Genomic DNA, 15,077 nt, shown 5'->3' on the forward strand with positions numbered 1-15,077 from the left:
TTCACCGCTCCGACGCCTGGGTGCCCCCGACGAGAGAGCCCGCCGTCATGTCGGCATGACGACATGGTCGCGAGACGCTTTCAGGGAAGGACCCCGCGCCCATGACGATCTCTCTTGACACGAGCCGGTACACGGTCGGCATGGCCACGAGCCCCGCCGACCTCCAGGCGGCCCAGCGGCTGCGGTACGAGGTCTTCGCCGAGGAGATGGGGGCGCGGCTCGACAGCCCGGTCTCCGGCCTCGACGTGGACCGGTTCGACGCCTACTGCGACCACCTCCTGGTGCGGGAGGGGCGGCGGGTGGTGGGGACGTACCGGCTGCTGCCGCCGGGGCGGTCCGACCGGCTCTACTCCGACGGCGAGTTCGACCTGCGGGCCCTCGCCCCCATCCGCAATGACCTCGTCGAAGCAGGACGTACCACCGTGCACCCGGACCACCGGGACGGCGCGGTGGTCGCGCTGATGTGGGCCGGGATCGCCCGGTACATGGTGAGCGGCGGCCACCAGTGGCTGGCCGGCTGCTGCTCGGTGCCGCTCGACGACGGCGGCGCGCTGGCGGCCGGGGTGGCCGGGCGGGTGCCGCTCGGCCCCGAGCAGCACCGGGTCACGCCGTACGTGCCCTGGGCGGACGGCGGCGCGCCGCGCTCCGACCGGTTCGTGCCGCCCGCGCTGCTCCGCGGCTACCTGCGGCTGGGCGCGTGGGTGTGCGGGCCGCCCGCGCACGACCGGGACTTCGGCACGGCCGACTTCTTCGTGTTGCTCTCGATGGCCCAGGTGAACACCCGCTACCTGCGTCACTTCCTGGGCGGGACGCCGTGACCGGCCCGTGGCTGCGTACGGGCCCGTGCACGCCGGACATGTGCGTGGGTGCGGCGGTCGTCGCGGCGGGGGCGGCCCGCCGGGCGCTGCGGCTGCTCGCCGCGGCCGTGGTGGTGCTGGCCGGGGTGCCGGTGGCGCTGTCCCTCCGCCACGCCGGCCCGGCCGTGCGGGCGCGCGTCACCGGAACGTGGGCCCGGCTGCTGCTGCGCGCCCTGGGCATCCGTCTGGACCTCGTCGCCGAGGAGGCGGCGGAGGCGACCCGGCCGCCGAATGCGGCCGGGGTGGGGGGCGGGGCCGCGGGTTCAGGGGGACGTGGGGAGGCCGGGGAGCTGGTCGTGGCCAATCACGTGTCGTGGCTGGACCCGCTGGTCATCGCGGCCGCCGTGCCCTCGCGCCCGCTGGCCAAGCGGGAGATCGCCGCCTGGCCGGCCGTCCGCACGCTGGCCGCGGGCTCGGGCGCGCTGTTCATCGACAGGGAACGCCTGTCCGCGCTGCCGTCGGCGGTCGCCGCCGTGGCCGCGGCGCTGCGGGCGGGCGACTCCGTCGTGGCCTTCCCCGAGGGCACCACGTGGTGCGGGCTCGGCATGGGCGACTTCCGGCCGGCGGTGTTCCAGGCGGCGATCGACGCGGGCGCCGCCGTACGGCCCGCCGCGCTGCGCTACCGCGAGGACGGCCGGCCCTCGACCCGCGCCTGCTACGTGGGCGAGGACTCGCTGCTCGCCTCGGTGCTGCGGGTGGCCGCGACCCGGCGGCTGGCCGTCGAGGTGCGCCTGCTGGCGCCCCTGCGCGCCGCGCCGCCGGCCGGTCGGCCGCGGGCGCGCGCCGCCCTGGCCGGGACCGCCGAGGCCCTGGTGCGCGCCGCGGCGGACGGCCCTCCCCGGCAGGAGCGGGGGAGGGCCGTCGCTCACTTGCCGAAGCCCGCGGTCAGCCCGCTGAGCAGCTGACGGCGGCCCACCACGTAGAGGATCAGGATGGGCAGCGTGGTCAGGACGACCGAGGCCAGCACGGCGGGCACGTTCACGCTGTACTGGCCCTGGAACGTCCACAACGCCAGCGGCAGCGTGCGCTTGTCCGGGCTCTGGGTCAGGATCAGCGGCAGCAGGAAGCCGTTCCAGATCGTCAGCGCGTTGTAGATGGTCACCGTCACCACGGCCGGGCGGGTCAGCGGGAACGTCAGCCGCCAGAGCATGCCCCAGTCGGTGGCGCCGTCCAGCCGCATCGACTCGAACAGCTCCTTGGGCACGTCCCTGATGAAGTTGGACAGCACCAGCACCGACAGCGGGATCGCGAACGCGATGGAGGGCAGGATCATGCCCAGCAGCGAGTCGTACAGGTGCAGCCGGATGATGATCAGGTAGATCGGGATGATCGTGGCCTGGAGCGGGATCGCCAGCCCCATGAGGAACAGCGAGTTCACCCCGCGCAGGAACCGCCCGCCGCCGCGCACGATCGCGTACGCCGCCATGAACGACACCCCGACGGCCGGGATCACCGCGCCGAGGGTGACGAGGAGGCTGTTGAGGAAGTACAGCGCGAAGTCCGACTCCAGCACCAGCCTGTAGGCCCCCAGCGTCGGCTCCGCCGGCGGCGCCAGCGGGTTGGAGGCGTAGTAGGAGCTCTGCTCCTTGAAGCTGGTGATGACGATCCAGTAGATCGGGACCACCACGATCGCCAGCCAGATCCACCCGGCCACCCCGGCCACCCAGTTGCGGCGGGCGGCGGCCGGCCCGCCCGCCCGCCGGGACGCCTCGGCGGCCCGCCGCGCCGGTTTCGTCAGCGTGGTCGCCATGTCAGGCCCCTTCCAGCTGGCTCGCCGCGGCGTCGCGGCCGCCCAGGCGGCGCAGCAGCAGCGCCAGCGCCAGGCCCACGAGGACGAGGATGACCGCGATCGCGCTGGCCGGTCCCATCAGGTTGGCCTGGAACCCCCGCTTGTACATGTCCAGGGCGAGCACCCGGGTGGCGTCGCCGGGACCGCCGGCGGTCAGCACGAAGATCAGGTCGAAGAACGTCAGCGACCCGACCACCATCAGCGTGGAGGACGTGATGATCGTGTACTTGAGCTGCGGCAGCGTGATGCTGAAGAACGTGCGCACCCGGCCCGCGCCGTCGAGTTGGGCGGCCTCGTACATCGAGCGCGGGATCTGCCGCACGCCGCCCTGGTAGATCAGCGAGTGGAACGGGATGAACTGCCACGACACCACGAAGATCACCACGCTGAAGGCGAGGACGGGCTCGCCCAGCCAGTCCTGGGCCAGCAGGTCCAGGCCGAGCCCGGCGCCGAGCCCGAAGTTCGGGTCGAGCAGCGCCTTGTAGGTGATGGCGATGGCGGCCGAGCTGAGCAGCAGCGGGATGAAGTAGAACACCGACAGCACGGCCCGATAGCGCTGCTGACCGGCCAGGAACACCCCGAGCAGGATGCTGGCCGGCGTCTGCACCGCCCAGGACGCGGCCATCACCAGGAACGTCACCCACAGCGCGTGCGGCAGCCCGGGATCGGCGAGCACGGCCTGCCAGCTCGACAGGCCGGCGAAGCCGATGTCGCCGAGCCCGTCCCAGGAGGTGAAGCTGAGGACGAGGACCCCGGCCAGCGGGATCACGCCGAAGGCGACGAAGAGCAGCAACGCCGGGACGGCCAGCCAGGCGAGGGAGCCGCGGCCCCCTCGCCCGGCCGCCGCCGGCGCCCGCCGCCCGGCGGGGATCGGGATCACGCTCACTTGCCGATGACCGCGTTCATGTTCGTCTGGAACTGCTGCGGCGAGATGGACAGCTGGAACAGCTTGGCGATGTTGTCCAGCAGCACTTCGGCGGCGGTCGGGCTGAGCGCCTGGTCCCACGACTGGGCGAAGGTCTTGGCGTTGCTGGCGATGCCGTAGACGAACTTCAGGAACTCGGCGTCGGGGGAGGAGGCGAAGGCGGCGTCGGCGCCCTTGACGATCGGGACGGCCCCCGTGTCCGCCCACTCCTTGACCTCGGTCTGGTCGAGCACGCCGCTGGTGAAGAACTTCTTGGCGATCTCCTTCTGCTCGGGCGTGGCCTTGGCGGAGATCGACAGGTACTGGCCGGGGTTGCCGACGGTGTTGCTCGGGTCGCCCTTGCCGCCGTCCACGGGCGGGAAGTTCATGTAGCCGAGGTGGCCGCCGGGGACGAAGTCGCCGCCGTCGTTCTTCATGCCGCCGTACGTCCAGCCGCCGTGCAGCATCATCGCGGCCTTGCCGGTGTAGAGCAGCGCCTGGTCGGCGTTGGAGTCGGCGGTGATGGAGGAGAAGCCCTTGATGAAGCCGTTCGCCTTGATCAGGTCCTGCATCTTGGTCAGGGCGTCGAGGGCGGCGGGGTGGGACCAGGCGTCCTTCTGGCCCTCGAACACCGCCTGGAACACCTCGGGGCCGCCGATCCGGTCGAACAGGAACTCCAGCCACATCATGTTGGTCCAGCGCGACTGCCCGCCGAGCGAGAACGGCGCGATGCCCTTGGCGTTGATCTTGGGCACGATGTCCATGATCTCGCCCCAGGTCGTCGGCGGCTGCACGCCGACCTTCTCCAGGACCTCCTTGTTGTAGTACAGGACGATCGGCTGCACGGTCTCGCACGGCATCGCGTAGATCTTGCCGTCCACGGTGGCCGCGCCGAAGGAGGAGGGGAACAGCCGGTCCTTGACGGCGGCGTTCTCGGAGAACCAGGACGTGAGGTCCTCGACCTGGCCCGCCTGCACGTAGCTGCGCAGCGTGCCGCCGCCCCAGCCCCAGATCAGCGTGGGGGCCTGGCCGGCGCCGATGGCCGTCTTGATCTTGGTCTTGTAGGCGTCGTTCTGGAACGCCGTGCCCTCGATCTGGGTGGTGGGGTTCGCCTTGTTGAAGCGCTCGATCGCCCGGCGGCGCACGCCTTCCTGCGGCTCGACCGACAGGTACCAGTAGGTGGCCTTGGCGCCGCCGCCGCCACCGCCGGTCGGGCCGCCGCCACCCGCGCGGGTGGGGCCCGACGTGCCGCAGGCGGCGAGCGCGGCTCCCAGGGGCAGCCCCATCGAGAGGCTGAGGAAGGTGCGGCGAGAGGTTGTCCTGGTCTCCACGCTGATCTCCGTACTCGAATGCCGTGGCCTGGCCGCGGCTCGGTTGTCCTTGGGACGCGTTGGCCGGCGGTCGGATCGGCAAACCCCCCAATGCCGCTCGTCCGCTCGCCGTTGAGTGAACTAGTCGAAACATTTGCGACATGACCGCGCGGCACGTCAATCTAGATTTCGACCATTACCCTGTCAAGACCCTGTCCCGGAAACCGGATCTGGGCGCCGGGCGGTCCTGTGTAGTAATCTCGCGCGGGCATCTAGCTGGCTATTCTGCGCCAGTTGCGGCATTGTGCAGGTGGCAGGCCCAGCTCCGAAACATTTCGAAATTTTGCGGCAGAACTCTTGAAGGAGTGCAGTTCATGACGGCTCTAGATCGGACCCCGGCGGATCGGGTCCTCGGTCCGTGGCTGGACCCGGCGCTTCCCGTGGCCGAGCGCGTCGAGGCCCTCCTTCAGGAGTTGACGCTGGAGGAGAAGGTCGCCCAGCTCGGCAGCCGGTGGGTGGGCAACGACATGGCGCACGAGGAGGCCGCGCCCGCCCCCGACCCGGACGGCACGGGCACCCACAACGTGGCCCCCATGCAGGACGTTTTCGCCGCCTCCGGCACCGTGCCCCTGGGCGAGGCCGCCCGGCACGGGCTCGGCCACCTGACCCGGGTGTTCGGCAGCGTCCCGGTGACGGTGGCCGAGGGCGCCGCCGAGGTGGTGCGGCTGCAACGCGAGGTCGTCGGACTGTCCAGGCTGGGCATCCCCGCCCTCGTGCACGAGGAATGCCTGACCGGTTTCACCACCTACGGCGCCACCGTCTACCCGGCGGCCATCGCCTGGGCCGCCACCTTCGACCCCGGCCTGGTCGAGCGCATGGCCGCGGCCATCGGGCGGGACATGCGCGCCGTGGGCGCCCACCAGGGCCTGTCCCCGGTGCTCGACGTGGTCCGTGACTACCGGTGGGGCCGGGTCGAGGAGACGATGGGGGAGGACCCGTACCTCGTCTCGATGCTCGGCGCGGCGTACGTGCGCGGCCTGGAGAGCGCCGGCGTGATCGCCACGCTCAAGCACTTCGCCGGGTACTCGGCCTCGCGGGCCGCCCGCAACCACGGCCCGGTCCCGATGGGCCGCCGCGAGCTGATGGACATGATCCTGCCGCCGTTCGAGGCGGCGATCACCCTGGGCGGCGCCCGCTCGGTGATGAACTCCTACTCCGACGTGGACGGCGTGCCCGCCGCCGTCGACTCCTGGCTGCTGACCGAGCTGCTGCGCGAGGAGTGGGGGTTCACCGGCACCGTCGTGTCCGACTACTGGGCGGTCCCGTTCCTGGCGACCATGCACCAGGTGGCCGCCGATCCGGCGGACGCGGGTGCGCAGGCGCTGGCCGCCGGCGTGGACGTCGAGCTGCCCGACACCCTCGGCTTCGGCGCCCACCTGGTCGAGCGGGTGCGCCGGGGCGAGCTGCCCGAGTCGCTGATCGACCGCGCCGCGCGCCGGCTGCTCACCCAGAAGGTGCAGCTCGGCCTGCTCGACCCCGGCTGGACGCCGGAGGGCTCGGTCGCCGGCGCGCAGGACGTCGAGCTGGACTCGGCCGCCAACCGCGCGCTCGCCCGCGAGCTGGCCGAACGCTCGATCGTGCTGCTGGACGCCGGGACCGCGCTGCCGCTGAGCGCGGACCTCGGCCGGATCGCCGTCGTCGGCCCGTGCGCCGACGACCCGCGCACGTTCATGGGCTGCTACGCCTTCCCCAACCACGTGCTGCCCCGCTACCCCGGGCTCGGGCTGGGCGTCGAGGCCCCGACCGTGCTGGACGCGCTGCGCGCCGAGCTGCCCGGCGCCGAGATCGTGCACGAGCCGGGGTGCGCGGTCCAGGGCGGCGACCGGTCCGGGTTCGCCTCGGCGGCCGCCGCCGCCCGCGCGGCCGATCTGTGCGTCGCGGTCGTGGGCGACCTGGCCGGGCTGTTCGGCCAGGGCACGTCGGGCGAGGGCTGCGACGCCGAGGACCTGCGGCTGCCCGGCCTCCAGGCCGACCTGCTGGCCGAGCTGTTCGCGACGGGCACGCCGGTCGTCGTGGTGGTCGTCTCCGGCCGCCCGTACGCGCTGGGCGAGGTGCACGACGGCGCCGCCGGGCTGGTCCAGGCGTTCATGCCGGGAGAGGAGGGCGGCGGGGCGATCGCCGGTATACTGAGCGGTCGTGTCCAGCCTGGAGGCAAGCTTCCCGTGCAGATACCCCGCCATCCTGGCGGGCAGCCGGGCACCTACCTGCAGCCCCCGCTCGGAGCCGACAGCAAGGGCATCAGCAACCTCGATCCCACCCCGCTGTTCCCCTTCGGGCACGGCCGCTCCTACACCACCTTCGAGGTCGGCGACCTGCGGATCAGCGCCGCCGAGGTGCCGACCGACGGCGAGTTCACCGTCTCGGTCCGCGTCGCCAACACCGGCGGCCGGGCGGGCGACGAGGTCGTGCAGCTCTACCTGCACGACGTCCTCGCCCAGGTCACCAGGCCGGTGAAGCAGCTCACCGGCTTCGCCAGGGTCCGCCTCGAACCGGGCGAGAGCAGGCGGGTCTCCTTCCTCGTCCACACCGACAGGACCGCCTTCACCGGGCGCGACCTGCGGCGGGTCGTGGAGCCGGGAGACGTCGAGGTGCTCGTCGGCACGTCCGCCGCCGACCTGCCGTGCCGCGGCGTGGTCCGGCTGACCGGCCCGGCGCGGCCTGCCGGCGCGGGCAGGCGGCTGGTCACACCCGTGGAGATCCGAGGAGGAACAGATGCCGGCTCCTAGGCGCGCCACGCTGGCCACCGTCGCGGCCTCGGCCGGCGTGTCCGTCGCCACCGTCTCCAAGGTGCTCAACGGCCGCAGCGACGTGGCCCCGGCGACCCGTTCGCTGGTGCAGTCGCTGCTCCAGCAGCACGACTACGTGCCCGCCACGCCGCGCCGCGGCGAGGCGGGCGGCCCCGCCACGGTCGAGGTGCAGTTCGACGACGACCTCAACGCCTACTCCACCGAGATCATCCACGGCGCGATCGAGGCCGGCGACGAGCTGGAGACGTCGGTCGTCGTCAGCATCAGGAAGAGCCACCAGCGCACCGGCGGCTGGGCGCGCGACCTGGTGGCCGCCGGGCGGCGGGCGCTCATCGTGGTGACCAGCGAGCTGACCGGCGCGCAGCTCGGGGCGCTGACGCGGGCCCGGCTGCCGCTGGTCGTGATCGACCCGCTCAACCTGCCGACCACCAGCGTGACCAGCGTCGGCTCGACGAACTTCGCCGGCGGCCTGACCGCCACCCAGCACCTGCTGTCCCTGGGCCACCGCCGCATCGCCTACATCGGCGGCCCGCCGACCTCGGCCTGCAACCAGGCCCGCCTGCACGGCTACCGCGCGGCGCTGGAGGCGGCCGGCGCGCCCGAGCCGCCCGGCTACGTGCGCACCGCCCACTTCCACTACCAGGACGGCCTGGTCAACGGCGCGAGCGTGCTCGACCTGCCGGAGCCCCCGACCGCGATCTTCGCCGGCTGCGACGAGATCGCGCTCGGGGTCATGGAGGCCGCCAGGTCGCGCGGCCTGCGCATCCCGGAGGACCTGAGCATCGTCGGCTTCGACGACACCCAGATCGCCCGGATGGCCTCGCCGCAGCTCACCACCGTGCGCCAGCCGCTGCGCGAGATGGGCCGGGCGGCCCTGCGCACCGCGCTGCGGCTGGCGGCCGGCGAGCGGATCGACTCCCACCACGTCGAGCTGGCGACCGAGCTGGTGGTGCGCGGCTCGACCGCCCCGGCGGCGCCTACGGAAGGCTGAAGGCCAGGAACACCGACCCGTACGGGTTCGGGTACGGCGTGAAGGAGTACCCCGACTGGACGAACAGCATGCCGTGCGACACCACGGCCCCGCCGCCGCCCGAGACGGCCCCGCCGCGCCCGGTCAGGCCGTTGACGCCCGGCACCTCCTGCATGGTGTCGTAGGCCCACACGACCTCGCCGGTGCGCGCCGAGTAGGCCCGCATCTTGCCGTCCATGCTGCCCTCCCAGACCAGGCCGGGCGTGCTGGAGACGGCCGGGGTGTGGCCGAGGCGGCAGACGTTCGGGTACTGGGCCGCGCCGCCGGTGGCGCAGCCGTCGGCCGGGTTGGGCGTCTCCCACAGCAGGTGCCCGGTCGCCGGGTCGAGGGCGAACAGGGTGCCGGGCTGGGCCATGTACGTGGCCACGTACAGGCGCTGCCCGTCGAACGAGGTGCCCCACTGGACGCCGGACAGGCCGCCGCCGGGCATCGGCTTGGACAGCTGCCGCTGCCAGACGATCTTCCCGGTACGCGCGTCGAGCACGTGGTACACGCCCGCCTTCTGCCCGATGCCGACCAGGGCGCGCCCGCCCGCCCTGAACAGGTTGGGCGCGGCCCCGAGGTCGAAGTCGAGCGCGGTGCCGTCGGGGAGGTTCGGGCAGTACTCGCGGTCCTCGGGGGTGGGCAGCGAGCACTCCAGCCGCCAGGTGTCCACGTCGGTCATCCGCCGGGTCCAGCGCGGCCGGCCGGTGTCGATGTCCAGCGCCAGCACCGAGTCGTAGTGGCCGGCGCTGCCGGTGTAGTTCTGGCCGGTGCCGACGTACAGGGTGCGGGTGAGCGGGTCGAGGGCCGGGGAGCTCCACACGCCGCCGCCCGAGGGGGCGTACCGGGGGACGCCGTTGGGCCAGGTGCCGTCCTGGCGGGCCTTCGGGACGGTGTTGAAGCGCCAGACCGGGCGGCCGGTGTCGGCGTCCATGGCGTCGAGGTGGCCGCGGAAGGTGCAGCAGGCGTGCTCCTTGCCGAGGATGTTCTCGCCGCTGGAGACGCCGACGTAGACGCGGTCGCCGAAGACCAGGGGCGAGCTGGTCACGATCGCCGTGACGGTGTCGTCGAGCCGGCGGGCCCAGGCCAGCCGGCCGGTGCGCTGGTCCACGGCGTAGAACCAGCCGCGCACGTCGCCGAAGTACACCTTGCCCCTGGCCACGGCCGGGCCGTCCTGCACCTGGGTGCGGCCGGTGCCGACGGTGGCCAGGTCGAACTCCCAGCGGGCGGCGCCGGTGGCGGCGTCCCTGGCGTACAGCTTGCCTTCGGGGGAGCCGAAGTACACGGTGTCGCCCACGACGGCGGGCTGGCTGCGCGGCGTGCCGGCCTCCTTGGGATAGGCGAAGGCCCACTTCAGCGCGAGGCCGCCGACCGTGCGCGGGTTGATCGCGCGTTCGGCCGCGTTGTGCCGCCAGCCCAGCGGGCCCTGCTGCCACATGGGCCAGTCGCCGCCGGTCGCCGCCTGCGCGGGCGCCGGGCCCTGCAGCAGTGCGAGGCAGAGCGCGGTCAGCAGCCGGATCATGAGGTCGCCTCCTTGTTCCAGAACGCGCACTGGTGCTGCCTGGCGATCTCCCGCGTCACCTGGCTGTCACCGGCCGGGGCCAGGGACATGACGGCGGGGTCGGTGCGGGTGTACCGGGGCCACAGCGGGGTCCCCTCCGCGGTCGGGTCGCCGGTACGGGCGAAGCCCGTCCACTGGGCGACGAGCTGGGCGCCGAAGGAGCGCTGGTTGGCGTCCAGGTCCTTGACGTCGGAGTACAGGAAGGGCGCCTCGCTGATGTGGAAGGCGCCGTTCGGCTTGGTCCGGTCGAGGAAGAACAGCGGCGGCGCGTCGGTGTTGTCCACCTGGAAGGCGTACACCGGCAGGTGCGCGGCCAGCCGTTCGTCGTTGAGCAGCGCAGGGCAGACCGAGTTGCTGTCGGCCACGATCGTCCGGTAGGCGATGAACGCCGCCGGGGCGGGGAACCTGGCCAGCGGGTAGCGGGCGAGCACCTCGGGGGCGAGGGGGCCGTACTGCCGGCGGACCAGGGTCTCGTACTCGTCCGGGGTGTTCGCGGCGGGGAGCTGGACCTCGTCGCGGCCGACGCCGTGCATGAGGGCGACCTTGTTGACCTTGCCCCTGGCGAACGCCCGGGACGGCGACATCGTCAGGATGCGGCCGTCCACGATGGGGGCGATCGTCCCGCGGTCCGGGCCGAGCCCGTCGCCGGACTGGTCGAGCAGCGCCTTGACCGGCTTGGACCGCAGGCATGCGGCCGGGTCGGCGGCCTGCTCGCAGCCGAGCGCGGCGGCGAACCGCCCGCCCTGGGCCTGCGCCTCGGCCTGCGTGGGCAGCTCGGCCTTGCAGTCCTGCGGCTGCCAGAAGGTGTTCACGCCGCGCAGCGAGTTGTACTCGCCGCTCTGCACGATGCCTTTCTCGAACAGGCCCTTCGCGGTCGGCGACGCCGTGTGCGCGCAGACGCTCGACCCGCCGGCGCTGGCCCCGAAGATCGTCACGTTGCCGGGGTCGCCGCCGAAACGGGCGATGTTGCGCCGCACCCAGCGCAGCGCCTCCTGCTGGTCGGACAGGGCGTAGTTGCCGGCGTTCCGGCCGAAGGCCCGGTGGGACAGGAAGCCCAGGACGCCCAGCCGGTAGCCGACGCCGACGTGCACGACGCCGCCGGCCTTCGCCAGGTAGGAGCCGTCGGAGGGGGCGCCGTAGCGGAAGCCGCCGCCGTGGAACTCCACCATGACGGGCAGGTCGCGCGCCCCTTCGGGGGCGGCGACGTTGAGCTTGAGGCAGTCCTCGTCCTCGGAGGGGGAGCCGAGCAGCTCGGCCTGCGGGCACGGGCTGCCCCGCCCGGTGCCGGAGAACACGCCGGGCCAGGGCGTGGCCCGGCGCGCGGGCGTCCAGCGCAGGTCGCCGACGGGCGGGGCGGCGTAGGGGATGCCGAGCCAGGAGCGCAGGCCCTCGCCCGCGATCCCGCACACCTGGCCCGAGTCGGTGGTGACGGTCGTGCCGGGCGCGCAGGCGGGCGCGCCGCGCGGGGCCGCCTGCGAGGGCGGCGTCGTCAGGCTGAGCGACGCGATCACGACGAGCGCGCTCAGCCCTGGTCGGAGCTTCAACATGCGCAAGTTCCCTCGGTGGATTCACACGGGACCTTGCGCATCGTGTCAAGGCGAGTCAGCCCGATCAATGGCGGCCGTCATACCGGACCGCCATCTCGCCCGTGTGATCACCGCCGCGCCGCCTCGCGGCTAGCGGTCGCTCCACTTGATCTCGTACGGCTTGAGCGTCAGCTCCTTGCCGTCCACCGTCGTGGTGACCTGCTTGCCGGCGGTGTTGACGGCGAGGAGTCGCCGGGGCTGGGCCAGCACCCGCACCCGCCGGTCGGCGGAGGTGACCGGCTCCAGCTCGGCCCCCGCCGGGAACCAGCGGGTGAAGTCGCTCACCAGCTTGCCGGTGGGCATCAGCGCGCCCGTGCGCGGGTCCCACATGCAGGCCCGGCACTCGCCGTCCTTGGCCTGCGGGTTCCAGTACAGGGCGGTGCTCGCGCCGCTCCTGGCGAACTCCATCATCGAGACGGCCTGCACGGCCAGCCGCATGGGCTCGTCCCAGACGGTGCCGTCCTCGGGCACGAAGTACCACTCCGACCACCACACCGGCAGGTCGCCGGTCTTCTCGCGCAGCCACTTGGTGATCGCGCCGAACTTGCCCAGGGCGCCGAACGCGTCCGGCAGCAGCTCGTGGGTCTCGGTGGGGGAGGCGCCGTCCACGACGACGAAGTCGGCGCCCTTCTTGTGCTTGAACCAGTACTCGAAGGCGTCGAGGGCGTGCTGGTTGACCGCCCCCCACGGGCCGCGCAGCTCGGTGTCGCCCTTGCTGTCGCTGTCGAAGCCCAGGTACGGGCCGCCGATCTTGGCGTCCGGACGGACCGCCTTCACCGCGTCGTACACCTTGTTGTACAGCTCGGTGTAGCCCTTGTAGTCCGCGGGCTTCGCGTGGTCCCGCCAGAAGCCCTTGAACTCGTTCCAGACCATGAAGTACTTCACGTCCCGGTAGCGCTCGGCCACGGTCGCCGCCAGCTTGGCGAAGTCGTCGAAGTGCTCCGGGTACGGCGCGTCCTCCAGGTGCTCCTTCCAGGCCGACTCCTCGGTCGGGCCCTCGGGGCCGCCCTTCATCCAGTCGGGGGCGCAGCACAGCGTGATGACGCCGATGCCGCCGGACTCCCGCATGAAGTTCGTCCGGCTGTCGAGGTCCTCCCAGAAGTACTCGCCCCGCCGCGGCTCGGGGTTGAGCGCCCCGAAGCCCATGATGTGCTGGTTCTGCAGCATCGGCGTCTCGGACAGCGCGCGGGCGACGTCCTGCTCCAGGCGCGGGGTGATGTTGTTGGCGCTGACGCCGGTGTGGGTCAGGCCCCAGCGCGGCCAGTCGGCGTCCACGGGCGGCGGCTTCAGCGCCTCGGCGGTGGCGGCGGGCGAGGACGTCTGCGGCGGCTGGGCGCCGGTGGTCTCCTGGTCGGCGGTGGCGCCGAGGGAGCAGCCCGCCGCGAGCAGCGCCATGGCGGCGAACCCCATGACGCAGGTGGCCAACCGGCCGGAACGCCGCGCCGCCGCCCTCCCGCTTACTGTTGACACCTGAATCCCCACCTGGTCCTCGGCGCTTTTTGCCTAGAGCGTTCCATGCCCCCGCAAACGCGGCAAACCAGTGGGCCGGATTCACAGCCAAGCGTTATCTCGCGGACACGGCGGCGCTTCCGGCGCCCCTGGCGCGCCGGAAGGCCGCCGCGTCCTGTCCCTAGCGGCCCTGCAGGCCCTTGACGTTGTCCCCGAACGTCCAGCCCTTCGAGCCGTCCCAGTTGATCGACCAGGTCATCAGGCCCTTGAGCTGGCCGTTGAAGGCGTTCCAGCCCTGCGAGACAAGCGAGGGGGCCATGTACCCGCCGCCGGCGCCCGGCTGCGCGGGCAGGCCCGGCACCTGCTTGTCATAGGGCACGGTGATCGTCGTGCCCTGGATGGTCAGGCCGTTGTTCAGGCAGGTGGTCTGCACGGTGAAGCCCTGCACGGTGCCGGCGGAGTAGGAGTCGCCGGAGCAGCCGTACATGCTGCCGTTGTAGTACTGCATGTTCAGCCACCACAGGCGGCCGTTGTCGGCGTACTTCTTGATGATCGGCAGGTACGCGCCCCAGATCGACCCGTACGTCACGCTGCCGCCCGTCACGTACGCCGTCTCCGGCGCCATGGTCAGGCCGAACCCGGCCGGCATCTGGGCGAGCACGCCGTCGATGATCCGGATGAGGTTCGACTGCGAGGCGGAGAGCTGGGTGATGCTGCCGCCGCCGGTCAGGCCGGTCTCGATGTCGATGTCGATGCCGTCGAAGTTGTACTTCTTCAGGATCGGCACGACGGTCGCCACGAACCGGTCGGCGACGGCGCTGGAGCCGAGGTCGATGCCGGCCGCCGCGCCGCCGATGGACATGAGGATCGTCGCGCCGGCGGCCTTGGCCTGGCACATCTCGGCCGGGGTGGCGACCTTGACGGTGGCGTCCATGCCGTCCTCCCACAACACGGTGCCGTCGGAGCGGATGACGGGGAACGCGGCGTTGATCACGTTGTAGCCGTGCGCCTTGATGCGCGGGTCGGTGATCGGGATCCAGCCGAGCGGCGGGTGCACGCCGTTGATCGCGCCGTCCCAGTTCTCCCAGTAGCCCTGGATCACCTTGCCCGCCGGCCGCGGCTTGGTCGGGCAGGTGGTGTCGGTGGGCGTCACGGTCGGGGTGACGGTGGGCGTCACCGTGGGGGTCACGGTCGGGGTGACGGTGGGCGTCACCGTGGGCGTGACGGTGGGGGTCACGGTCGGGGTGACCGTCGGGGTGATCGTGGGGGAGGCGGTGCCGCCGGGGCCGTCGAAGCTGACGTCGTCGGCGTAGTAGGTGCCCTGGCCGTACCAGCCGTGCAGGAAGATGACCGCGGTGCTCTGGCTCGCGGTGGTCGTGAACGACACGGTGAGCTGCGTGTACGCCCCCGCCGACGACGTCCAGGACGAGGAGCCGCCGGTCACGCCGAGGTAGACGTAGCTGCCGCGCACCCACGCGCTCAGCGTGTACGTCGTGCTCGGCCGCACCGACACCGACTGGGTGCACTGCGCGGTGTCGGACCCGCTGGCCGCCGCGGCCAGCGCCTTGGTGCCGGAGTGGACCGGGGTGGAGACCACCGACCCCAGCCCGCCGGTGCACGACCACGGCGACAGGGATCCGGTCTCGAAGTCCGGATTGGTGAGGAGGTTGGCCGCCTGGGCGGAGGTCTGGACGACGAGGACGCCCAGTGCCGCCAGGACGGAGGCCAGCAGCACGACGAGGAGACGGCGCGTTCGCTTCATGGTGGACAACCCTTTCGTCGCCCGAGCGCGGGCCCGCGAC

General features: G+C 72.5%; 11 protein-coding genes. 4 read left to right on the forward strand and 7 right to left on the reverse strand.

Going from position 1 to position 15,077, the window contains the following annotated elements:
- Positions 1–101 precede the first annotated feature (101 nt).
- Positions 102–818, forward strand: a complete 717-nt coding sequence (locus AB0J76_RS30580; RefSeq protein WP_352327830.1) for a GNAT family N-acyltransferase — start codon at positions 102–104, stop codon at positions 816–818.
- Entirely contained in the window at positions 815–1,762 is a 948-nt protein-coding gene (locus AB0J76_RS30585; RefSeq protein WP_364391275.1) for a lysophospholipid acyltransferase family protein, read from the forward strand. The genes AB0J76_RS30580 and AB0J76_RS30585 overlap by 4 nt, the downstream gene beginning before the upstream one ends.
- On the opposite strand, the gene AB0J76_RS30590 is transcribed toward AB0J76_RS30585, so the two are convergent.
- The 3 genes from AB0J76_RS30590 to AB0J76_RS30600 are packed head-to-tail and all read right to left on the reverse strand — an operon-like array spanning position 1,723 to position 4,881.
- On the reverse strand, positions 1,723–2,607 hold the full coding sequence (locus tag AB0J76_RS30590; protein ID WP_364391278.1) for a carbohydrate ABC transporter permease: 885 nt from the start codon (positions 2,605–2,607) through the stop codon (positions 1,723–1,725). The genes AB0J76_RS30585 and AB0J76_RS30590 overlap by 40 nt on opposite strands.
- A 1-nt stretch (position 2,608) precedes the next feature.
- Positions 2,609–3,532, reverse strand: a complete 924-nt coding sequence (locus AB0J76_RS30595) for a sugar ABC transporter permease (protein ID WP_352328307.1) — start codon at positions 3,530–3,532, stop codon at positions 2,609–2,611.
- Positions 3,529–4,881, reverse strand: a complete 1,353-nt coding sequence (locus AB0J76_RS30600; protein WP_352328308.1) for an extracellular solute-binding protein — start codon at positions 4,879–4,881, stop codon at positions 3,529–3,531. Before AB0J76_RS30600 ends, AB0J76_RS30595 begins: the two co-directional genes overlap by 4 nt.
- Positions 4,882–5,234: 353 nt before the next feature.
- Between AB0J76_RS30600 and AB0J76_RS30605 the strand changes: the two genes are divergently transcribed.
- Positions 5,235–7,646: a glycoside hydrolase family 3 N-terminal domain-containing protein gene (locus AB0J76_RS30605; protein WP_352328309.1), complete on the forward strand. Its 2,412-nt coding sequence runs from the start codon at positions 5,235–5,237 to the stop codon at positions 7,644–7,646.
- Positions 7,633–8,658 carry a substrate-binding domain-containing protein gene (locus AB0J76_RS30610; protein ID WP_364336868.1) on the forward strand — a complete coding sequence of 342 codons (1,026 nt, stop codon included), beginning with the start codon at positions 7,633–7,635 and terminating at the stop codon, positions 8,656–8,658. Before AB0J76_RS30605 ends, AB0J76_RS30610 begins: the two co-directional genes overlap by 14 nt.
- On the opposite strand, the gene AB0J76_RS30615 is transcribed toward AB0J76_RS30610, so the two are convergent.
- The 4 genes from AB0J76_RS30615 to AB0J76_RS30630 form a co-directional block, all read right to left on the reverse strand.
- Positions 8,645–10,201 carry a PQQ-binding-like beta-propeller repeat protein gene (locus AB0J76_RS30615; RefSeq protein WP_352325886.1) on the reverse strand — a complete coding sequence of 519 codons (1,557 nt, stop codon included), beginning with the start codon at positions 10,199–10,201 and terminating at the stop codon, positions 8,645–8,647. The two genes, AB0J76_RS30610 and AB0J76_RS30615, sit on opposite strands and share 14 nt — an antisense overlap.
- Positions 10,198–11,787, reverse strand: a complete 1,590-nt coding sequence (locus AB0J76_RS30620; protein WP_352325887.1) for a carboxylesterase family protein — start codon at positions 11,785–11,787, stop codon at positions 10,198–10,200. Before AB0J76_RS30620 ends, AB0J76_RS30615 begins: the two co-directional genes overlap by 4 nt.
- A gap of 129 nt (positions 11,788–11,916) precedes the next feature.
- Complete coding sequence (locus AB0J76_RS30625) at positions 11,917–13,296, reverse strand: xylan 1,4-beta-xylosidase (RefSeq protein ID WP_352325888.1); 1,380 nt, start codon at positions 13,294–13,296, stop codon at positions 11,917–11,919.
- 160 nt (positions 13,297–13,456) lie between these two features.
- Entirely contained in the window at positions 13,457–15,037 is a 1,581-nt protein-coding gene (locus tag AB0J76_RS30630) for a glycosyl hydrolase family 18 protein (protein WP_352325889.1), read from the reverse strand.
- Positions 15,038–15,077: the final 40 nt, after the last annotated feature.

This window comes from Nonomuraea sp. NPDC049624, assembly GCF_040675255.1.
Classification (GTDB): Bacteria; Actinomycetota; Actinomycetes; order Streptosporangiales; family Streptosporangiaceae; genus Nonomuraea.